This window comes from Mesorhizobium sp. WSM4313, from assembly GCF_002294725.1.
Taxonomy (GTDB): domain Bacteria; phylum Pseudomonadota; class Alphaproteobacteria; order Rhizobiales; family Rhizobiaceae; genus Mesorhizobium.
The window spans coordinates 555398-575896 of record NZ_NSFT01000002.1 but is presented as its reverse complement, the minus strand read 5'-3'; the positions used below and the strand labels follow the sequence as shown (position 1 = coordinate 575896).

At 64.3% G+C, this 20499-nt stretch carries 17 protein-coding genes; 10 read left to right on the top strand and 7 right to left on the bottom strand.

Annotated elements, in window-relative coordinates; translation table 11 throughout:
* Positions 1–64 precede the first annotated feature (64 nt).
* Positions 65–1438: an amidase gene (locus tag CK219_RS07450; protein ID WP_095766087.1), complete on the top strand. Its 1374-nt coding sequence runs from the start codon at positions 65–67 to the stop codon at positions 1436–1438.
* On the opposite strand, the gene CK219_RS07445 is transcribed toward CK219_RS07450, so the two are convergent.
* Entirely contained in the window at positions 1432–2505 is a 1074-nt protein-coding gene (locus CK219_RS07445; RefSeq protein WP_095766086.1) for an FAD-binding oxidoreductase, read from the bottom strand. The two genes, CK219_RS07450 and CK219_RS07445, sit on opposite strands and share 7 nt — an antisense overlap.
* 62 nt (positions 2506–2567) lie before the next feature.
* Positions 2568–4382, bottom strand: coding sequence for a winged helix-turn-helix domain-containing protein (locus tag CK219_RS07440; RefSeq protein ID WP_095766085.1), 1815 nt, complete (start codon positions 4380–4382; stop codon positions 2568–2570).
* Between the two features lie 203 nt (positions 4383–4585).
* Between CK219_RS07440 and CK219_RS07435 the strand changes: the two genes are divergently transcribed.
* From CK219_RS07435 to CK219_RS07420, 4 genes are all read left to right on the top strand, one after another.
* Positions 4586–4867 (top strand): DUF4242 domain-containing protein, encoded by a 282-nt coding sequence (locus tag CK219_RS07435; RefSeq protein WP_067003570.1) that lies wholly within the window; start codon positions 4586–4588, stop codon positions 4865–4867.
* 15 nt (positions 4868–4882) lie between these two features.
* Positions 4883–5398 carry a hypothetical protein gene (locus CK219_RS07430; protein ID WP_095766084.1) on the top strand — a complete coding sequence of 172 codons (516 nt, stop codon included), beginning with the start codon at positions 4883–4885 and terminating at the stop codon, positions 5396–5398.
* 71 nt (positions 5399–5469) lie between these two features.
* A complete protein-coding gene (locus CK219_RS07425; protein ID WP_176476951.1) occupies positions 5470–5721 on the top strand; it encodes a DUF1127 domain-containing protein in 252 nt (83 codons plus the stop codon).
* Between the two features lie 123 nt (positions 5722–5844).
* Positions 5845–7437: a peptide chain release factor 3 gene (locus tag CK219_RS07420; RefSeq protein WP_095766082.1), complete on the top strand. Its 1593-nt coding sequence runs from the start codon at positions 5845–5847 to the stop codon at positions 7435–7437.
* Positions 7438–7508: 71 nt separating this feature from the next.
* Here the strand turns inward: CK219_RS07420 and CK219_RS07415 are convergent, their stop codons facing one another.
* Positions 7509–7976: a VOC family protein gene (locus CK219_RS07415; protein WP_095766214.1), complete on the bottom strand. Its 468-nt coding sequence runs from the start codon at positions 7974–7976 to the stop codon at positions 7509–7511.
* A 268-nt stretch (positions 7977–8244) separates the two neighbouring features.
* Between CK219_RS07415 and ilvD the strand changes: the two genes are divergently transcribed.
* Entirely contained in the window at positions 8245–10089 is a 1845-nt protein-coding gene (gene ilvD / locus CK219_RS07410) for a dihydroxy-acid dehydratase (protein WP_095766081.1), read from the top strand.
* A 194-nt stretch (positions 10090–10283) separates the two neighbouring features.
* Here the strand turns inward: ilvD and CK219_RS07400 are convergent, their stop codons facing one another.
* Positions 10284–12038, bottom strand: coding sequence for an ABC transporter ATP-binding protein (locus CK219_RS07400; RefSeq protein WP_095766079.1), 1755 nt, complete (start codon positions 12036–12038; stop codon positions 10284–10286).
* A gap of 175 nt (positions 12039–12213) precedes the next feature.
* Here CK219_RS07400 and CK219_RS07395 point away from each other — a divergent pair, with 175 nt between their 5' ends.
* From CK219_RS07395 to CK219_RS07385, 3 genes are all read left to right on the top strand, one after another.
* Complete coding sequence (locus tag CK219_RS07395; protein ID WP_095766078.1) at positions 12214–13494, top strand: amidohydrolase family protein; 1281 nt, start codon at positions 12214–12216, stop codon at positions 13492–13494.
* A gap of 81 nt (positions 13495–13575) precedes the next feature.
* Positions 13576–14496 (top strand): DMT family transporter, encoded by a 921-nt coding sequence (locus CK219_RS07390; RefSeq protein WP_095766077.1) that lies wholly within the window; start codon positions 13576–13578, stop codon positions 14494–14496.
* Positions 14497–14735: 239 nt separating this feature from the next.
* Positions 14736–15209: a DUF805 domain-containing protein gene (locus tag CK219_RS07385; protein WP_095766076.1), complete on the top strand. Its 474-nt coding sequence runs from the start codon at positions 14736–14738 to the stop codon at positions 15207–15209.
* 117 nt (positions 15210–15326) lie between these two features.
* On the opposite strand, the gene CK219_RS07380 is transcribed toward CK219_RS07385, so the two are convergent.
* Positions 15327–16229 carry a phosphotransferase family protein gene (locus CK219_RS07380; RefSeq protein ID WP_095766075.1) on the bottom strand — a complete coding sequence of 301 codons (903 nt, stop codon included), beginning with the start codon at positions 16227–16229 and terminating at the stop codon, positions 15327–15329.
* Between the two features lie 95 nt (positions 16230–16324).
* Here CK219_RS07380 and CK219_RS07375 point away from each other — a divergent pair, with 95 nt between their 5' ends.
* Positions 16325–16957 (top strand): class I SAM-dependent methyltransferase, encoded by a 633-nt coding sequence (locus CK219_RS07375; RefSeq protein ID WP_095766074.1) that lies wholly within the window; start codon positions 16325–16327, stop codon positions 16955–16957.
* Between the two features lie 11 nt (positions 16958–16968).
* On the opposite strand, the gene CK219_RS07370 is transcribed toward CK219_RS07375, so the two are convergent.
* Both CK219_RS07370 and CK219_RS07365 read right to left on the bottom strand, forming a co-directional pair.
* Complete coding sequence (locus tag CK219_RS07370) at positions 16969–19422, bottom strand: FAD-dependent oxidoreductase (RefSeq protein WP_095766073.1); 2454 nt, start codon at positions 19420–19422, stop codon at positions 16969–16971.
* On the bottom strand, positions 19419–20303 hold the full coding sequence (locus CK219_RS07365) for a phosphotransferase family protein (RefSeq protein WP_095766072.1): 885 nt from the start codon (positions 20301–20303) through the stop codon (positions 19419–19421). Before CK219_RS07365 ends, CK219_RS07370 begins: the two co-directional genes overlap by 4 nt.
* Between the last annotated feature and the right edge of the window lie 196 nt (positions 20304–20499).

Here is a 20499-nt window from a genome sequence, read left to right as displayed (position 1 = left end):
CTTGAAGCCGCGCCCTCATCCGCCATGTTCAAGGCGAAGCGCGGCAAGCAGCCGGAGTGTGCACATGGATATCGGGTTTTCCTCGACTGCCGAGCTCGCGGCAGCCATTGCCCAGCGAAAAATTTCTGCGATCGAGGCGCTCGATGCGCAGCTTGCCCAGATCGACCGGCACAACGGGGCGGTCAACGCTGTCGTCATCTTCGATCGCGAACAGGCGCGGGCACGTGCCCTGCTGGCCGATGCGGCAACGGCGCGCGGCGACACGCTCGGTCCGCTGCATGGGGTGCCGTTCACGCTGAAGGATGCGCACGAGACGGCGGGCATCAGGACCACCGTCGGCTTTCCACCCTTCGCCGACTACGCGGCCAATCAGGACAGCCCTGTGGTTGAAAGGCTTAAAGCAGCCGGCGCCATACTGGTCGGCAAGTCCAATGTCCCCACTATGCTGGGCGACTGGCAGTCCGACAATCCGCTGTTCGGGCGCACTCGCAATCCGTGGGATCCGTCGCGCACGGCGGGCGGCTCAAGCGGTGGCGCGGCCGCGGCAGTCGCGACAGGCATGACGCCGTTCGAAGTCGGCACTGACATGCAGGATTCCATACGCTTGCCCGCTGCTTTCTGCGGCGTCTATGGCCTGAAGCCGACTGAACATCGCGTGTCGCTGGCCGGCGCCTTTCCCGATCCCGGCGGCATGCCGCGCAGCGTGCGGCTGATGTCATGTGTTGGCCCGCTTGCTCGCAACACCGAGGATCTGGCGCTGATCTATCGGATCATTGCCGGACCGGACCGCGCGGACACCGACCTGGCGCCCGTGCCGGTTGAGCCGATGCCGAAACTCGAACTCAAGTCGTTGCGCATCGCCGTGGCCGAATCTTTCCCGGGCTTCCCGGTTGCCACCGAAATCCGTGTCGCCGTCGAAAGCCTGGCCGCGAAGCTGGCCTCGGCGGGCGCGGTTGTGGAGAACGCGAAATTGCCGAAGCTCGACCTGCACGACGATTTGTCCGAAGGCGGTGCATTGATCGGCATGATGTTGGAAGCCGCGCAGCCGGAACCGCCGGAGCAGCCGACGCCGGTGTCGCGCTGGTTCGCCGCGCTTGCCCGCCGCGACCGGTCGATCCTTGCCTGGGAGCGGTTCTTTGACAGCTGCGATGCCTTGCTCTGCCCGGTCGCCATGACCACGGCCTTCCAGCACTGCAAGCCGGGCAGGCCGCTCAAGGTCGACGGCAAGGAGGAGAGCTACTGGATGCTGCCGGCCTATGGCGCGGTGTTCAACTATTCCAGCCATCCGGCGCTCGCGTTCCCTTGTGGGCAGGACCGCGACGGCTTGCCGATCGGCCTTCAATTGGTCGGCAGGAAATGGTCGGAAGCGCGGCTGCTCGGCATTGCAGCCGCGATTGCGCGGCTCACCGGAGGGTTTCGCCGGCCTCCCGGCTACTGAGCGAAACGCGACAGCGCGTAGGATTCAAGCAACGCATCGCGCTTGTCGTCGAGGATTTCGCCGGCCGCAAACAGGCCTATCGCCGGCGCCAGGGTGATGCCGGAATGGGTGACGGCGACGTAGAGGCCGCCGACGCCTTTCGCGCGGCTGACGATCGGGAAACCGTCGACCGGCGTCGGACGGTGGCCGATCGTGTGGAAGTCGAATTCCAGCCCGCTGGCGTCGCGCAGCATCGCTTTCGTCGCGGCGAACAGCGCGTGCGCGGCGGCCTCCGGATTCTCGCCCGGATCGCCGCCGCCGAAATCCGAGCCGGCGATGATACGGCCGTCGGCGGTTTGGCGCATATGCAGTCTGTCGGCCAGCACCAGCCCGTTGAGCAGCTTTGGGTGCGGTCGCGAATGCACGATCAGGCCGGGCGGGGTCTCGATCGGCAGCTTGATGCCTGCCGTCGCGGTGATCGCCGGAGCGCCGGCGCCCGCTGCGATCACCACTTCGTCGGCGGCGATGATCTCACTCGAAGCGACGACGCCCGTGACCTTGCCGTTGACCAGCGCCAGCCTGTCGACGGTTCCCGTGACGATCCGTGCCCCGCGCCGTTCGGCATCGGCCAGCAGCGCCTTCGTGGTCGCCACAGGCTCGGCCACGCCTTCCTGCGCGACATAAAGCGCAAACTCGGGAAGCTCCGCCAAATTGGGCTCGATGCGCGCCGCCTGTCCGCGCCCGACCCGTTCGATGCCATAGCCCCAGGACGAATGCTCGGCCGCATAGGCCTCGAGCCTGTCCGCGGGCAGGTCGAAGCACAGGCCGCCGCACCAGGCGACCGGCAGGCCCGGCACGTCCTTCGCCAGCCGTTTCCATTCGGCCATGGCGCGGATGCGCAGCCGGAAATAGGTTTCCGGATTGCCCCAGCTTGCATTGATCCAGGCAAAGGAATTCGGCGTGGCGACACCGCCGGCGCCGCTTTCCGAAACCACCGTCACCCGCGCGCCGGCTTTCATAAGATGCCAGGCGATCGAGGCGCCGATGATGCCGGCGCCGATGACGATGACTTGCTTTGCGCTGCTCATGCCGGACCTTTGAGAGAGATTTCCCTCTCATGCCACTGCGCCGAGCAGACCTCAAGTGAGAGCTAGACGCTGCCCGCCGCTACCGCCTGCGTCCCGGCGATCAGGCCCTTCAGCTCGTCGCAGCGCCGCATGAGCCGTGAAGAGTCGACTTTCTTCGCAACCGCCAGCGCGGTGCCGAGCTCCAGCTCAGCGCCGGAACGATCGCCGATCCTGATGAGCAGCGCCGCGAGCGACAGCCTGGCGTCGGCGACGTTGATCGGCGAGCCGATCTCGTTCCAGCGCGAGCATGCGATCTGCAGCTCCCGCGCAGCCTCGGCGAGGCGCTCTTCCTGCATGAAAAGCTCCGCCTTGGCTTCCGCGGTCAGCGCCTGGATGGAGGCCATCGGCCAGCGCTGCGGCTGGGTCTCCAATTCGGCGATCACCTCTTTCGCACGCTCGCGCCGATTGGTCCGCGCCGCCACCTTGGCGAGCGTGGCAAGCACCATGCCTCGCCGCTGCAGGGTCGGCCAGCCATTGCCCACCAGGGAACGTTCGAGAGCGCTGAAAGCGGCCTCCGCCTGTCCTTGCTCGAGTTGCAGCAGCGCAAGTCCGGGCTGCGGATCCCAGCCTGCTGCGTGCGATGCGCGGTAGGCCGTTTCGGCTTCCGTGAATTCTCCGGCCGCCAGGTGAATGTCGCCCAGCACGCGCAAGGCGTCGCCGGTCGCCCAGGGCGCGTCGAGTGCGAGCTGGTCGAGTGCCGCGCGCACAAGCGCTTCCGCCTCCTTCAGCGTGCCATGAACGCCGAGCACTTCGGCGCGATGCAGCCGGCACGAGCCCGAAAGGTCTTCCAGCCCGTGTCCCCTGCACCAATCTTCGTAGCCGAGCGTCCATTGGTTGGCGCGCGACCAGTCGCCGAAATTCCGGCAAGCCCACAGGATGTTGCAGTAGAGGATCCCGCCGACGACCGGGTCGACATCGCTGGACAGGCCGAGCGCGGCGGCAAGGTCCTGATCCTCCTGCCCGGCTTTGGTTTCACCGAGACACAGCTTGAAGAAGCCGCGATAGATAAGGCCGAGCGACTCCACCACCGGATCGTCGAGGTGCCTGCCGACCGCGAAGGCTTGCTCAGCCAGCGCAAGCGCCTGTTCCGGCTCGGCTTCCGCGCCCATGATGCGCGCCCCCATCCAGCACCAGAGACCGTGCTCCCTGCTGTCGGAAGCGGTATCGATCAACTGCGCGGCGCGCTTGTGCCAGCCCTTGGCAACGGCAAGCTCGCCTCTCTCGACATGGATCCTGGCGAGGGTGATTGCGGGGGAAGCCGCGCGCAGTCGCTCGCCGGCCACGCCGTAAGCCGTCACCGCGCGCGCCAGAAGCGGAATGGCTTCGGCCGGCCGGCCCATGCATTCCAGCGCCAGCGCCCATTCCTCGAGATCGGCCGTCAGCAGCTCGTCGGCGGCATCCGCCTGCGTGAAAGAGGCCGCGGCGTCATGCCATTTCCTCGCTGCAACGGCAGCCCGCGCCGACAGAATTGGCAGGCCGGGGATCGAGGGCCTGCCGCCCCCATCAGCCGGCGCCGGCCTGGTTTGCAAGGCGGCCGGCTGATCGAGGCAAATCCGGTAGCCGAAGCGGGGCAGGTTGCGCAGCGCCGTCTCCATGCCGCCCTGGCGAAGGATGCCGCGGGCAAGGCTCGCGACGCGCTGCAGCGAAGCCTCGGTCACCGTCACGTCGGGCCACAGCCTCTCAAGCAATTCGTCCTTGCTCAAGGCGCGCTCCTGATGGCGCAGCAGGACGGCGAAGAAATCGAAGACCAGGGGCTGCACCTCGATCTCGCTTCCGGCGAGGTGAAGGGCGCGGGACTCCTCATTGAGTTCGAAGTCGCCGAAGCAATAAATTCCCATCGGCAGCAATCCCTGTAACGGCAATAGGCAAAGGATCAGAATAAGATAAGGGCGGCGTAAGGACTGTTGGCCGCCTCTTTCGTAATTCTCCGTCTGCCTGGCGGGCCAAGCTGCAGTTTAGCTCAGCGGCCCCCGGGATGTCACGGGCACCGACCTGGTCGGGCGCCCGGTGGCATTTGAACCCAGATCAAGGAGATTATGATATGCAGAAATACATCATCGAACGCGAGATTCCCAAGGTCGGCACCTTCGAGCGCGAGCAGCTTCGCGATGCGTCCAAGGCCTCAAATGCCGTTCTGGCCGAGCTTGGCCCCGACATCCAGTGGGTCGAATCCTTCGTGGCGGACGACAAGACCTTTTGCGTCTATCTCGCCAAGGACGAGGCGATCATCCAGCGTCATGCCAAGATGAGCGGCTTCCCGGCAACGAAGATCACGCAGGTCAAGCGCCTGTTCGATCCGACGACGGCTTACGCCGCAGCCTGACGGGGAGGATCGATCGTGAAGCGCTTTGCCGAAATTGTCCTTGCCGTCGGCGCCTCCGCGCTGTTTTGCGGCACCGCGGTCGCCCACGACATGCCCGATCCGGTGCTCAACCGGTCTCGGGAGATGGCGGCCAAGTATTTCGACATCGAGGTCGCCAAGGCGGACGGCTATCGGCAACTGTTCGAATGCACGACGCATGACCAGCACGGAACGATGGGCGTCCACTTCATCCATCCCGAGCGGGCCGGCGACGGCAGGCTCGTGCTCGGCGAGCCAGATGTGCTGACCTACGAGCCGGAGGCCGATGGCTCGATGCAGCTCGTCGGCATGGAATACATCGTCTTCGAAAAGGACTGGAAGGGCAAAGGCGTACCCGAATTCCTCGGCCGCACCCTGAAGCGCAAGACGCCGGTGGGAGTCCATCCGGTGGACCCGTATTACGAGCTCCATGTCTGGCACTGGCGGCACAACCCGGCCGGCATGTTCGCCGACTGGAACCCCTATGTGAGCTGCGAGCACGACCGGTCCTGACACGCGCAGCGTCTTCGGGAGGGCCTGCACGGCCCTCCCGATCCCTTCGTTCAAACAAAAGGAAGATGATCATGCCAACCCTTCGCATGGGAATGAGGCCCGTCGCCCGCCCGTCCGTTAACGGGCGTTTCTTCGCGACAGCAGTCGAATTATGCCGTTCCGGCCTGCGCGTCCTCGCGCGGATCGTCCGCATCCGCAGGGATCGCGCCTGGCTGGACGAGTTGCCGGACTACCTATTGCGCGACATCGGTATCAAACGCTTGGAAATATTGTCGGTCACCAGGTACGGCGGCAAGACCGATCGCGACGGAATGTGGAATTGAGGACCAAGGTCTTTTGCCGACGGCACGTCTCTCTGCTGCGCCGGTCGAACCGGTCTGTCCAAAACCGTCGACAGGCTGGCAATGCGCTGCTAGAAGCCCGCGCCACAGACAGGATTCCAAAAATTGGCAGAAGACATCGAACTGGCGGTATCGCGCCGCCGCACCTTCGCGATCATCGCGCACCCTGACGCCGGCAAGACCACGCTCACCGAAAAGCTGCTGCTGTTCGGCGGCGCCATCCAGCTCGCCGGCGAGGTTAAGGCCAAGAAGGACCGCATCCAGACCCGGTCCGACTGGATGAAGATCGAGCGCGAGCGCGGCATCTCGGTCGTTACCTCGGTGATGACCTTCGAATATGACGACAACGTCTTCAACCTGCTCGACACGCCCGGCCACGAGGATTTCGCCGACGACACTTATCGCACGCTGTCGGCGGTGGATTCGGCGGTCATGGTCATCGACGCCGCCAAGGGCATCGAGCCGCGCACGCTGAAATTGTTCGAGGTCTGTCGGCTGCGCGACATTCCGATCATAACCTTCGTCAACAAGATGGACCGCGAGAGCCGCGATCCGTTCGAAATCCTCGACGAGATCGAGCAGAAGCTGGCGCTGGACACCGCGCCGGTCACCTGGCCGATCGGCCGCGGCAGGACCTTTTCCGGCACCTACCATCTGGCGCTGAACGCGGTGCGCAAGGGCGACGCGGAAAAGGAGCGCACGCCAGTCAACGGGCCCGATTCCAACCGCGTCGCCGGCCTTTTGCCCGAAAACGAGCGCGAGGCCTTCATCGAGGAACTGGAACTCGCGCGGGAGGCTTGTCGTCCGCTCGACGTGGAAGCCTTTCGCGAAGGCCACCTGACGCCAGTCTATTTCGGCTCGGCGTTGCGCAATTACGGCGTGCGCGACCTGATCGAGGCGCTCGGCGCCTACGGCCCGCCGCCGCGCGCCCAGGAAGCCGACGAGCGAACTGTGGAGGCGACAGAGGAGAAGATGACCTCCTTCGTCTTCAAGATCCAGGCCAACATGGATCCGAACCACCGCGACCGCATCGCCTTCGTCCGCGTCTGCTCGGGCAAGCTTGAGCGCGGCATGAAGGCCAAGCTGGTGCGCACCGGTAAGCCGATGAGCCTGTCGGCGCCGCAGTTCTTCTTCGCCCGCACCCGCGTCACCGCCGACGAGGCTTTCGCCGGCGACGTCGTCGGCATCCCCAACCACGGCACGCTGCGCATCGGCGACACACTGACCGAAGGCGAGGAGATCCTGTTCCGCGGCGTGCCGAACTTCGCCCCGGAAATCCTGCGCCGCGTGCGCCTCGGTGACGCCATGAAGGCCAAGAAGCTGAAGGAAGCGCTGCACCAGATGGCCGAAGAGGGTGTGGTGCAGCTGTTCTCGCCGGAGGACGGTTCGCCAGCCATCGTCGGCGTCGTCGGCGCGCTGCAGCTCGACGTGCTGAAGGAACGGCTGAACATCGAATACACGCTGCCGGTTGATTTCGAGATGTCGCGTTTCTCGGTCTGCCGCTGGATCTCGGCTGACGACAAGGCGGAGGTGCAGCGTTTCATCGAGGCGCATCGCGGCGACATCGCCCGCGATCTCGACAACGATCCGGTCTTTCTCGCCCAGCACGCCTTCTCGCTGAATTACGAAGCCGAGCGCTGGAAAGTGATCCGCTTCGCCGCGGTCAAGGATTACCAGGTGCGCGACAAGGCAGCGTAACCTCTTCCTTCTCCCCATTCGACGGGGAGAAGGTGGCCCAAAGGGCAGATGAGGGGCAGCGCCGGCCTCGATTATCCTCGGGCTGCCGCTTCGAGTTTGTCGATTTCGATCTTGCCCATCTGCATCATCGCCGACATCACGCGGCCGGCCTTCTCCCGGTCCGGATCCAGAAGCAGGCGCGGCAGTTGCTCCGGCACGACCTGCCAGGAAACGCCGAACTTGTCCTTCAGCCAGCTGCAGCGTCCCGGTTCGCCGCCTTCGGTGAGCCTAGTCCAGAAATGATCCACCTCTTCCTGCGTCTTGCAGTCGATCGACAGCGAGATCGCTTCGGTGAACTTGTATTGCGGCCCGCCGTTGAGGGCTTGGAATTGCACGCCGTCGAGCTCGAACGAGGCGACCAGCACCTGGCCTTCCTGGGGATGGCCCTTGGGCCAGCGCGTCACGCTCAGCACCTTCGAATTCTTGAAGATGGAGATGTAGTGGTTCATGGCCTCCTCGGCCTGGTCGTCGAACCACAGGAAGGTGGTGATCTTCTGCATGCCTTGCTCCTCGGGCTTCATGTTGGCTTCGTTGTCAAACGGTTCGGTGGCGATTTCGTGCCATTTCGATGCCGTTTGCCTCAAGGACGCCTCAGCGAGGCGTCATCCGACAGCGGCAGCAAAAATTTCCTGAAAGCGCAAATTTGCCGAAGCATGCTGGCGCAGCGCAAAATGGTGGTCATGCCGGAACGTGGCCGCTATAACCGCTGCCGACTAAATTCGAGCGCCGCCCGCCACATCGGTGTGGCCAGCCAGCAAGGACAATCGAATGCCCGCCTATCGTTCCCGCACCACCACCCATGGCCGCAACATGGCCGGCGCTCGCGGCCTCTGGCGCGCCACCGGCATGAAGGATTCGGATTTCGGCAAGCCGATCATCGCGGTGGTCAATTCCTTCACCCAGTTCGTCCCGGGCCATGTCCACCTGAAGGATCTCGGCCAGCTCGTCGCGCGCGAGATCGAGAAGGCTGGCGGCGTCGCCAAGGAGTTCAATACTATCGCCGTCGACGACGGCATCGCGATGGGTCACGACGGCATGCTCTATTCGCTGCCGTCGCGCGAGCTGATCGCCGATTCCGTCGAATATATGGTCAACGCGCATTGCGCCGACGCCATGGTCTGCATCTCCAACTGCGACAAGATCACCCCTGGCATGCTGATGGCCTCGCTGCGCCTCAACATCCCGACCGTCTTCGTTTCGGGCGGCCCGATGGAGGCCGGCAAGGTGGTGCTGGCCGGCAAGGCGCAGGCGCTCGATCTGGTCGACGCCATGGTCGCGGCCGCCGACGACAAGATCTCCGATGAGGTCGTCAAGGTCATCGAGCGCTCGGCCTGCCCGACCTGCGGCTCCTGCTCCGGCATGTTCACCGCCAATTCGATGAACTGCCTGACCGAGGCGCTGGGTCTGTCGCTGCCGGGCAACGGCTCGACCTTGGCCACCCATGCCGACCGCAAGCGCCTGTTCGTGGAGGCCGGCCATCTCGTCGTCGATCTCGCCCAGCGCTATTACGAACAGGACGACGAAACGGCACTGCCGCGCAGCATCGCCTCCAAGGGTGCCTTCGAGAACGCCATGGCGCTCGATATCGCCATGGGCGGTTCGACCAACACGGTGCTGCATATCCTTGCCGCCGCGCATGAAGGAGAGGTCGACTTCACCATGGAGGACATCGACCGGCTGTCGCGCAAGGTGCCGGTGCTCTGCAAGGTGGCGCCGGCCAAGTCCGATGTCCACATGGAGGACGTCCACCGCGCCGGCGGCATCATGGCCATTCTCGGCCAGCTCGACGAGGCCGGCCTGATCAACCGCGACCTGCCGACCGTCCATACCGCCACCCTCGGCGAGGCCCTCGACCACTGGGATATTTCGCGCACCTCTGCCGAAAATGTCCGCGACTTCTTCCTCGCTGCCCCCGGCGGCGTGCCGACCCAGGTCGCCTTCAGCCAGGACCGCCGCTGGGACGAGCTCGATCTCGACCGCGAGAAGGGCGTCATCCGCTCGGCCGAGACGCCGTTCTCGAAGGATGGCGGTCTTGCCGTCTTGAAGGGCAATCTGGCGCTCGACGGCTGCATCGTGAAGACTGCTGGCGTCGATGAGTCGATCCTGAAATTCACCGGCCCGGCCCGCGTCTTCGAAAGCCAGGACGCCTCGGTCAAGGCGATCCTCGGCAACGAGATCAAGGCCGGCGACGTCGTCGTCATCCGCTACGAGGGACCGCGCGGCGGCCCCGGCATGCAGGAGATGCTCTACCCGACCAGTTACCTGAAGTCGAAGGGCCTCGGCAAAGCCTGCGCGCTGATCACCGACGGCCGCTTCTCCGGCGGCACGTCGGGCCTGTCCATCGGCCATGTCTCGCCGGAAGCCGCCGAAGGCGGCGCCATCGGCCTGGTCCAGGAAGGCGACACGATCGAGATCGACATACCCAACCGCACTATTCGCCTCGCCATCAGCGATGCCGAGCTCGAAGCGCGTCGGGCTGCGATGAACGCTAAGGGCGCCGACGCCTGGAAGCCGGCCGAGAAGCGCAAGCGCAAGGTGACGACGGCATTGCGTGCCTATGCGGCTTTCGCCACCAGCGCCGACAAGGGCGCGGTCAGGAAGGTGCCGGAGTAAGGAGCGCTTCCCCTTCTCCCCTTGTGGGAGAAGGTGGATCGGCGCGCAGCGCCGAGACGGATGAGGGGTGCTCCAGCGGAGCGAGACGCTCGCAAATTCCGACTGGATGAACGGCGCCACCAGGCCGGGAACACCCCTCATCCGTCGCCTTCGGCGACACCTTCTCCCGCAAGGGGAGAAGGAGAGGCGCTGCGTCACGGCATCAGCTGATATTCATAAAGCTTCTGGTAGAGCCCGCCCTGCTTGAGCAGCGTCTTGTGCGGGCCGCTTTCCACCACCTTGCCCTTTTCCAGCACCACGATCGTATCGGCCTGGTGCACGGTCGACAGCCGGTGCGCGATCACGATCGTCGTGCGCCCGACGGTAAGCTGCTGCAGCGCGTCGCGGAACAGCGCTTCCGATTCGGCATCGAGCGCGCTGGTCGCCTCGTCGAGCAGCAGGATCTCGGCGTTGCGCAGCATGGCGCGCGCGATCGAAATGCGCTGGCGCTGGCCTCCGGACAATAGCGAGCCGTTCTCGCCAACCTCCGTGTCGTAACCCTTGGTCATGGCGCTGATGAAGTCATGCGCGTTGGCGGCCTTGGCGGCGGCGATTACCTCTTGGTCGGTCGCGTCCTGGCGGCCGAGGCGGATGTTGTGCATGACCGTGCCGGCAAACAGGAACGTGTCCTGGCTGACATAGGCGATCTTGCTTCTGAGCGAATCGAGCGTCGCGAACGAGATATCCTGGCCGTCGAACATCACCTTGCCGGTCTGCGGATCATACATGCGCATGATCAGGTTCAAGATCGTCGACTTGCCGCTGCCCGACGGTCCGACCAGCGCCGTCATCTTGCCGGCGTCAAGCGTCAGGTTGAATCCTTCGAACACCGGAGGGCTTTCCGGATAGGCGAAGCTGACATTGTCGAAGCGGATTTCGCCCGGACCGGGTTGCAGCGGCGTGGCGCCGGGTTTCTCGGCCAGCGTCAGCGGCCGGTCGGCGAGCTGGAACATCATGCGCACGCCGACGATGCCCGTCTCCAGCGAGATGCGGACGCGGGCCAGGCGCTTTGCCGGCTCATAGGCCAGCAGCAGCGCGGCGATGAAGGCCATGATGTTGCCCGGCATCTGGCCGCCCTGCAGCACCAGCAGGCCGCTGACCAGCACGGCGCCGGCAATCGCCAGCCCGGCCAGCGTTTCCATCACCGGGCTGGTGGCGGCTTCCAGCGTGGCGATGTTGTTGGCACGGGTTTCGACGTCCGACACCGCCTTGTGCATGCGCTTGCGCATAGCGGCTTCGAGATTGAAGGATTTGACGACCCGCACGCCGATCGCCGTTTCCTGCATCACATGCACGATCTGGCCGAGCGAGATGAATTCCATCGCCGCGATCTTGCGGACGCGTCTCAGGATGCGGTTGACGCCATAGATCGCCACCGGTCCGACGACGAAGCAGATCAGCGACAGCGCCGGCTGTTGCCAGACCATGACCATCACCAGCACAACCAACGTCACCAGGTCGCGCACATAGGACGTGACGACGAGGTCGAGCACGCTGCGCGCCGCCTGCGCGTTGTTGGTCATGCGGGTGATCAGGTCGGAAGACGAGGTCGAATGGTAGAATTCGATGCCTTGCGCCAGGATACGGTCGTAGATCTTGCGCTGCCGGTCGGCAATGATGGCATTGCCGACGCGGCTCATGAAATAGGTCTGGACGAAAGTCGCGATGCCCTTGAGAACAAAGATCGCCGCCACACCCCCGGCAATCAGGTTGACGCGGTCTATCCGCTTATAGACCACGAACTCGTTGGTGATTTCGCGCAGGATCCAGGCGCTTGCCCCCGTCATGAGGGCGACCACCAGCATCGACAATATGGCCGCGCCATAGCCGAACTTATGGTCATGGAAGGATTCTCTTACCAGCCTCGCGATGAGGCGTTGGTTTTCCGTCGAGCGGAAGAAGCGAAACAACGGCCGATCCTATGGCTGGCTGCGAGAAATTCGGATTCGCCACAAGGGCGCGTGGCGGCTTATAGAGCGAGTTGACGCCGGATGGAACCTTTCGCCATCGGGGGAAAGAAAAGGCTGCGGCAGGCTGTCTTTTCGGTCACGATGGTTGCCGATTCCTGGAAAAGGGTGACGACAAATGGATTTCGACTTGATCGTGCGCGGCGGCACACTGCCGGATGGCAGGATTGCCGATATCGGCATTGCCGGCGAGACCATCGTCGCGATCGAACCAAAGCTCGAGGGTTCGGCGCCGGCCGAAATCGACGCGAGCGGCAATCTCGTCTCGCCGCCTTTCGTTGATCCGCATTTCCATATGGACGCCACGCTCTCCTACGGCATTCCGCGCATCAACGCGTCGGGCACGCTGCTCGAGGGCATCGCGCTCTGGGGCGAGCTGAAGCCGCTTTTGACGCCTGAGGCCGTGCGCGAGCGCGCGCTCGCCTATTGCGACTGGGCCGTGTCGATGGGCCTGCTCGCGATCCGCAGCCATGTCGATGTCTGCGACGACCGGCTGCTCGCGGTCGAAGCCCTGCTCGATGTCAAGAAAACCGTCGCGCCCTATATCGACCTGCAACTGGTCGCGTTTCCGCAGGACGGCCTCTACCGCTCGCCGAATGCTCGTGAAAACACCATCCGCGCGCTCGACATGGGCGTCGACATCGTCGGCGGCATCCCGCATTTCGAGCGCACCATGGCCGAGGGCGCCCGCTCGGTGACGGAGCTTTGCGAGATCGCGGCCAAACGCGGCCTGATGGTCGACATGCATTGCGACGAGACCGACGATCCGCTGTCGCGCCATATCGAGCAGCTGGCCTATGAAACGCAGCGCCTTGGGTTGCAGGGCAGGGTGGCCGGCTCGCACCTCACATCGATGCATTCGATGGACAATTATTACGTCTCGAAGCTTTTGCCGCTCATCGCCGAGGCCGGTGTATCGGCAATCCCCAATCCGCTGATCAACATCATGCTGCAGGGGCGCCACGACACCTTCCCGAAGCGGCGCGGCCTGACCCGGGTCAAGGAGATGCAGGCGCTCGGCATCCGCGTCGGCTGGGGCCAGGATTGCGTGCTCGATCCCTGGTATTCGCTGGGCACCGCCGACATGCTCGACGTCGCCTTCATGGGCCTGCATGTCGCCCAGATGTCGAGCCCGGCCGACATGGCGCGCTGCTTCGACATGGTGACCAATGTCAACGCCGCCATCATGGGGCTCGATCATCTGGGCCTTGCCGTCGGCAAGCGGGCGAGCCTCGTTGTGCTCGATGCCGGCAATGCGATCGAGGCCGTTCGCCTGCGCCCCGAACGCCTCTGCGTCATCGCCAGGGGCAAGGTGGTGGCTGAGCGGACGAAGCAGGAGACCAGACTGTCGATCACGGGCCGGCCGGCGCAGGTCAACCGGCGGCATAAGGCAGGCTAGAACCAGCCGATTTCCGCCGCTGGTCTTACCGATGCTCCGGATTTCCCTCGTCAAGCCGGCCGCTTGCGACTAGGGAGCGGCATGGCCTTGCTCGCCCGAAATTTCACGATCAGGAACGTGTTGCTCGCCGGCATCCTGTTGATGCTGGCCGGCGACTTCATGTTCGCGCTGAACGACGCGATGGGCAAATGGCTGGTCGCCTCCTTCTCGGTCGGACAGGTGGTGCTGATCCGCTCGATCGGCGCCTTCATCGTGCTGGGCCCGATGATCGCCAACCAGGGCACGGCCAGGCTGTTTCACCTGGACCGGCCGCTTTTGCAGTTACTGCGTGTCGTGGCCACCACCGCCGATACCGGGCTTTTCTACGCCGCGGTCGTCTACCTGCCGCTCGCCGACGTGATGAGCTTCTATATGGCCGGGCCGATCTATGTCGCGGCGCTGTCGCACTTGCTGCTCGGCGAAAAGGTCGGCTGGCGGCGCTGGCTGGCGATCCTGGTCGGCTTCTGCGGCGTGCTGATCATCCTCAAGCCGTCCTCGGCGGCTTTCTCCATGTCATCCGGCTTCGCGCTGGTGGGCAGCATCGCCTTCGGCTTCGCCATCATCCTCGGCCGCCTCCTGCGCGGCACCAGCGACACGACCTTGGTCACCTGGCAGACGATCGGCACGCTGATCGTCGGCGGCGTGCTTACCATCGGCACCTGGCGCACGCCATCGGCGCTCGATTTCGGCGCCATGCTGTTGCTCGGCGTCGTCTCCTGCGCCGCGCATCTGATGATTACGAGGGCGCTGAAGCTGGCGCCGGCCTCGACGCTGGCGCCGCTGCATTACACGCTGCTCCTGTGGGCTGTGGTCTTCGGCCTCATGTTCTTCGGCGATGTCCCGGGGCCGCGCATATTGATCGGCGCAGCGATCGTCGTGCTTGCCGGCCTGTTCATCTTCCATCGTCAGAAGGTGGTGGAGATCGAGGTGCCGCCCGAGAACGTGCCGAAGGGCGTGAATTAGACCCGGGCGACCTCGCCCAAGGCATTTCACGTTTTACGGAAACGGTGAAATGCCCATCTCCTTGTTCTGACGTAATTTCAGACGGAAAACCGCTTCATACTTTTCCTGAAATTGCTCTGGCCTTCGCTCGAAAAATATTTCCGGTGCAAATCGCCTGCCGGGTGCAATCTGTAATTGATTCCGGCGGGACCGGCAGGATATCCATGGCCCGGAAAATTGCGCTATTGCGGGGGGTAATCATGGGCAGTTTCTCTATATGGCATTGGCTTATAGTGCTGATCATTATCGGCGTGCCGTTGTTGTTTGTCTTGAGGGCGCCGCCAGCCGGCGTCAATCGTTTCGGGGACACGCCGCCTTCGATGAATTTTGGTGAAGCGATAGCAAGTTTCTTCCGAAATTATGTGAATTTTTCCGGCAGGGCCAGTCGCTCGGAGTTCTGGTACGCCTATCTGTTCATTGTTATTGTCGGCGTGATCATGATCGTTGTTGATGCCGTTGTCGGAAATGAATTTATCTCATCGATCTGGAATCTTGCCATCCTTTTGCCGACACTCGCCATGACCGCGCGCAGGCTGCATGACATCAACAGAAGCGGCTGGCACCAGCTGCTCGCGGGATTGTTCCCCATCGGCACCATCGCGCTCATCATCTGGTATTGCAGAAAGTCCGACGAAACAGGGTCGTTGAACGAGATCCAGAGGGTTTTCAGGTAGAGCGTCGCGACGGGTCTAGAGCATGATCCCGAAAAGTGGGAACCGGTTTTCGGAGAAGGATCATGCTCCCACAAAGAGTTAGATCGTGATGGCGATTCAACGAAACGCCATCACGGTCTAGCCCAGGCGAACAGACGCCAGATGCCGCGAAAATTCCGCGGTCTCCATCAGCGCCTTGCAGCGGACAAAGCGACCGTCGGCATAGGCGCGGAAATCGTCGGCCGGATTGTCGTTGGCGAGCTGGATCAATCCCCAGAGCGTCCATAAAAGGTCGCACATCGCCTTGTAGATGACGATACGTCCGCGCGCCGCCGGCCTCGCCTCGCCGCCGAAATAGGCGCGCATCAGTTCCTCATCCTGGTCCGCATCGAACCTGCCCTCGACCGAAAGGTCGCCGAGGTCCCACAGCGGATCGTTCATGCCGGAATATTCCCAGTCGACGATCCACATCCGCTCGCCCGTATCGAGGAAATTTTCGCACAGCGGATCGCAGTGGCAGGCGGCGAGCGGGATGGCGTGCGCGGCAAGCGCGGCGCGCACCGCGCCTGCCTCGCGCACCACGTCGTGATAGCCGGCGGGCAGCGCCACGTCCTTCGTCGATAAGACCTTGAGATAGTCGTCGATCATCGCGAACAATTCGAAGCGGAAGGGAAACACCGCGCCCGAAGCATGCAGCTTGCGGAAGGCGTAGCCCGCTCGCGCGGGGCTGCCCGACCGCGCCTTGAATTTCTCCGGCGACATCGTCTCGGCACCGGCGATAAAGCGCGTCGCCATCAGGCCGGACGCCGGATCGGCATAGAGCACCTCGGGGCTGACTCCGGCCTTGGCCGCCTCGCGCGCCGCCACCGCCTCGTTGGCGCGGTTGATATATTCTTGCGTGCCTTTGCCGGGAATGCGCAGACACGCTTCGCCGGCCCGATAGACCATGTTGGTCAAGCCGCCCAAACGCTCCAGTGGTCCGTCATAGCCTGCCAGCGCCGGAATGGCGGCCAACGCAGCCCGCGCCTCCTCCATCGTCATCCCCTTTACCATCACACGATGTTTTACAGCGGAACGGTTCCACAGTTTTTACCGCTTGGCTACCATGCGGGTACGAATCGGCGGTGGGAGCAGAAATGGCGGACGGCAAGCACAGCGGCTCGCTAAGCGCGGCCTACGCCGCGAAGCGGCCTGAGGAAGTGGCGGCGATCTATGACAGCTGGTCCGAGACCTATGATGCTGACATGTCGGCCGCCGGCTATCGCCACCCGACGATCTGCCTGGCGCTGCTTGCCAGGCACCTGCCGCGCGGCGCCGAACCCTTGCTCGATGCCGGCGCCGGCACTGGCCTGATCGGCGAATGGCTGGCCATCACCGGCTATCCGAAGGTCGAGGCGCTCGACATCTCGCAAGGCATGCTGGACAAGGCCGGCGCCAAGGGCGTCTACAGTGCGCTGCATCGCCTGGCGATGGGCGACGCTTTGCCCTTCGCCGACGGCGTCTATGCCGGCATTATTTCGGCGGGCGTCTTCACTTCGGGCCATGTCGGGATCGAGGGGCTGGACGAGTTGATCCGCATCTGCCGTCCAGGCGGGATCATCGTGCTGACCGTCAAGAACACGCTGTGGCAATCAGGCTTCGCCGAGCGCATTGCCGGACTTGAGGCTCAGGGCAGGTTGAAGCGCGTCGAGGAAACGGCGCCTTACGCCTCGATGCCGGGCGAGTCCGATACCGTGCAGAGCAGGGGGCTTGTGCTGCGCGTCAGCTGACCGTCCCTCGATCAGGCCTTTATCCTTGCTCCGGCCGGATCGTACATCGCCTCGAGATGGATCTTTGCCGGCGTGCGCTCCATCGCCACGACAAGCTCATAGTCGCCCGAGGCCAGAAAATCGTCGCTGACGCCGTCGGCATTGCGCACATAGCCGTAGCCGATGTTCTTCTCCACCGTGTAGCCGTAGCCGCCGCTGGTGAGATAGCCGACCGGCTCGCCATTGCGCAGGATCGTCTCGCGTCCGACCAGCACGATCTCCGGGTCGTCCACCGTGAAGCCGGCAAAGCGTTTCGTCGGCGGCTTGCCGGCTGCCTTCTCCAGCGCCCGGCGTCCGACGAAGTCGGTATTCTTGCGAAGCTTCACGGCCCAGCCGAGCCCCGCCTCCTGCGGCATATCGTTCGGCGTGATGTCGGAACCCCAGGCGCAATAGCCCTTCTCCAGTCGCAGCGATTCCAGCGCCCGGTAGCCGACCGGGCGAATGCCATGCGCATTGCCCGCCGCCATCAGCGCATCGAAAACCTCGCCGGTGGCGGCGATCGGCACATGCAGCTCCCAGCCCAGTTCCCCGACATAGGTGACGCGCAGCGCCTTCACGCTGTGGCCGGCTATTGCGATCTCGCGCGCATGGCCGAAGGGGAAGGCGGCGTTTGAGACATCGGCGTTCGTCACCGCCGACAGCACGTCGCGAGCGCGCGGCCCCATCAGCGACAGCGTGCCGAAATCCTCCGTGACGTCGGTCAGCCTGGCGTCGAGGCCGGGGCCTATATGGTCGCCGATCCAGGACAGGTCATGCGTGCGGAAGCCCGTGCCGGTGACGATGTAGAACCGGTCCTCGCCGAGCCGCGACACGGTGAGGTCGGCCTCGATGCCGCCGCGCGTATTGAGAAGCTGCGTGTAGGTCAGCCGTCCGACCGGCTTGTCGACATCGTTGGCGCAGATCCAGTCGAGCGCCTTCAGCGCGTCAGTGCCGGTCAGCTCGTATTTGGCGAAGGAGGACTGGTCGAAGATGCCGACCTTCCCGCGCACATGACGGTGCTCGTCGCCGACCGGGCCGAACCAGTTCTGGCGGCCCATCGAATAGACGTCCTCGGCGGCCGCGCCGTCCGGCGCGAACCAGTTCGGCCGCTCCCAGCCAAGCTTGGAGCCGAACACGGCGCGATGCATCTTCAGCCGCTCATAGAGCGGCGAGACGATGCGAGGGCGTCCGGAGAGATATTCCTCGTGCGGGAAGTCGATCGCGTAGTGCTTGCCATAGGCCTCCAGCGTGCGGTCGCGGACCCAGTCGCGGTCGCGGTGCAGGCCGGAGAAACGGCGGATGTCGACCACCCACAGGTCGAGCGGCGCCTCGCCGTCGGCCACCCATTGCGCCAGCACCCAGCCGGCGCCGCCGCCTGAAGCGATGCCGAAGGCGTTGAAGCCGGCGCCGACGAACATGTTGGCGCATTCGGGCGCTGCGCCGAGGACAAAGTTGCCGTCCGGCGTGAAACTCTCCGAACCGTTGATCATTTGCTTGACGCCGGCGGTTTGCAGCGCCGGAACGCGCGCGATCGCCTGGGCCATGTGCTGCTCGAAATGATCGTAGTCGTCGTCGAACAGCCGGAACTCCCAGTCGTTCGGGACATCGCCGCCGGGAAGTCCGGTTGCCCAGGCCTGCGGATTGGGCTCGTAGCCGCCTATCACCAGCCCGCCGACCTCCTCCTTGAAATAGGTGCGACGGTCGGGGTCGCGGATTGTCGGCGCGTCGGTCGCAAGGCCCGCGATCTTCTCGGTGATGATGTACTGGTGCTTGACCGGCTGCAGCGGCACGTTGATGCCGGCCATCGCGCCGACCTGCCTTGCCCATTGTCCGGCGCAGTTCACCACCTTGTCGCAGGCGATGTCGCCCTGTGAAGTCTTCACCGCCGTGATGCGGCCGTCCTTCATCGTAAAGCCTGTGACGCGCACGCCCTCGAACAGTTTCGCGCCATGCATGCGCGCGCCCTTGGCGAGCGACTGGGCGATGTCTGAGGGGCTTGCCTGCCCGTCGGTCGGCAGCCAGGAAGCGCCGACAAGGTCGCTTGTCTCCATCAGCGGCCACATGCGCTTCACTTCCGCCAGCGACAGCAGCTGCATATCCATGCCGAAGCTTTTGGCCGTGGTCGCCAGCCGCTTGAACTCGGTCCAGCGGTCGGCATTCGTCGCCAGCCGCAGACATCCGGTCATCTTCCAGCCGGTCGCCAGGCCCGTCTCGGCCTCCAGCCCTTTGTAGAGCTCGACCGAATATTTGAGCACGCGCGTGATCGAGGCGGAGGAGCGCAGCTGCCCGACCAGGCCGGCGGCGTGCCAGGTCGAGCCCGAGGTCAGCTTGCCCTGCTCGAGCAGCACCACGTCCGCCCTATGGTCGCGCGCCAGGTGGTAGGCAGTGGAACAGCCGATGATGCCGCCGCCGATGACGACGATTTCGGCATGGCTGGGCAAGGTCATGATCTGGTTCCGTATTTCGTCCGGTAGTTGTCCAGCGCCGCGTCGAGCCGGACGAGGTTTTCCTCGCTATAGGCGACATAGTCGATGCCGGGCGCGTTGAGATAGAGCTCGGACACCATGCTCCACATCGCTTCGCGCAGCAGGGAGGCGCATTGCATGGCGGCATGCGATCGGCGAATTTCGCCGTCCGGTTCCTTCATGAAATAGGCGGTCATGAAGGCGAAGGATTCGTCATCGCTCAGGCCGGCATTGGACGCGGCGCCGGCGAGGTCGAACATCGCCGTGTTGAAGCCGGCATACTCGAAGTCGATCAGCCACAGCCGCTTGCCGTCGTCGAGGATGTTTGCCGGCAAAAGATCGTTATGGCCGAAGACGATGGGCAGCAGTTTTTGCGCCCGCTCGAGCTCGTCCGCCAGGGCCAGATAACGTGGCAGCTCAGCCCTCTTGCGGCTGCCGCCCTCGTCCAGTGTGCGCGCATAGTCGCGGATGACGTGGAACACCCAGAACATGAAACCGGCGCCGGAGACATGCTTCGGCATCTCGCGATGAAAGCCGCGCAGCAGCGCCGCCACGCGGCCGAGATTGGTCCGCACGTCTTCAGCGAGGAAGGTCCTGGCGCCGAGGAACTCCGTCACCAGGATGCCGGGCTCGGCATAGTGCACGGCGGGCGCGAAGCCCGCTGCATGCGCGGCCCGCGCGGTCATCACCTCGCGTTCGCGAAAGACATGGTGGAACGGGAAGTCTTGGCCGAAGCGCACGACATGCCGCCCGGCCGCATCGGTGACGACATAATTGGCGTTGCTGAGGCCGCCCGGCAGCGGCTCGATCTCGATGCCGCCGTTCCAGCACGGCAAGGCGCGGATGCGGTCTTCGGCATTCACAGCTTCGCTCCGGCCTCAGCCGACCCCGCGGACAACAACGATGGAACGAAACAAAAAAGCCTCGTCGGTGCGAGACGCCAGGATCGGTATCCCGCACCGCACCGACGAGCCCCTTGGCCAGGTATGATATCCCGGCATCCGCCCCCGCGGATTCGATAAAAGCTCGCGCCTGGCTGGTTCCAGGCGATCTGGTCAC

Excerpts from the sequence above, each read along its gene's own strand:
- CK219_RS07390 (WP_095766077.1), top strand. The coding sequence starts at position 13,576 with ATGGCCTTGCTCGCCCGAAATTTCACGATCAGGAACGTGTTGCTCGCC.
- CK219_RS07445 (WP_095766086.1), bottom strand. The coding sequence starts at position 2,505 with ATGAGCAGCGCAAAGCAAGTCATCGTCATCGGCGCCGGCATCATCGGC.
- CK219_RS07435 (WP_067003570.1), top strand. The coding sequence starts at position 4,586 with ATGCAGAAATACATCATCGAACGCGAGATTCCCAAGGTCGGCACCTTC.
- CK219_RS07375 (WP_095766074.1), top strand. The coding sequence starts at position 16,325 with ATGGCGGACGGCAAGCACAGCGGCTCGCTAAGCGCGGCCTACGCCGCG.
- CK219_RS07425 (WP_176476951.1), top strand. The coding sequence starts at position 5,470 with ATGCCAACCCTTCGCATGGGAATGAGGCCCGTCGCCCGCCCGTCCGTT.
- CK219_RS07370 (WP_095766073.1), bottom strand. The coding sequence starts at position 19,422 with ATGACCTTGCCCAGCCATGCCGAAATCGTCGTCATCGGCGGCGGCATC.
- CK219_RS07385 (WP_095766076.1), top strand. The coding sequence starts at position 14,736 with ATGGGCAGTTTCTCTATATGGCATTGGCTTATAGTGCTGATCATTATC.
- CK219_RS07450 (WP_095766087.1), top strand. The coding sequence starts at position 65 with ATGGATATCGGGTTTTCCTCGACTGCCGAGCTCGCGGCAGCCATTGCC.
- CK219_RS07440 (WP_095766085.1), bottom strand. The coding sequence starts at position 4,382 with ATGGGAATTTATTGCTTCGGCGACTTCGAACTCAATGAGGAGTCCCGC.
- CK219_RS07415 (WP_095766214.1), bottom strand. The coding sequence starts at position 7,976 with ATGCAGAAGATCACCACCTTCCTGTGGTTCGACGACCAGGCCGAGGAG.
- CK219_RS07395 (WP_095766078.1), top strand. The coding sequence starts at position 12,214 with ATGGATTTCGACTTGATCGTGCGCGGCGGCACACTGCCGGATGGCAGG.
- CK219_RS07380 (WP_095766075.1), bottom strand. The coding sequence starts at position 16,229 with ATGACGATGGAGGAGGCGCGGGCTGCGTTGGCCGCCATTCCGGCGCTG.
- ilvD (WP_095766081.1), top strand. The coding sequence starts at position 8,245 with ATGCCCGCCTATCGTTCCCGCACCACCACCCATGGCCGCAACATGGCC.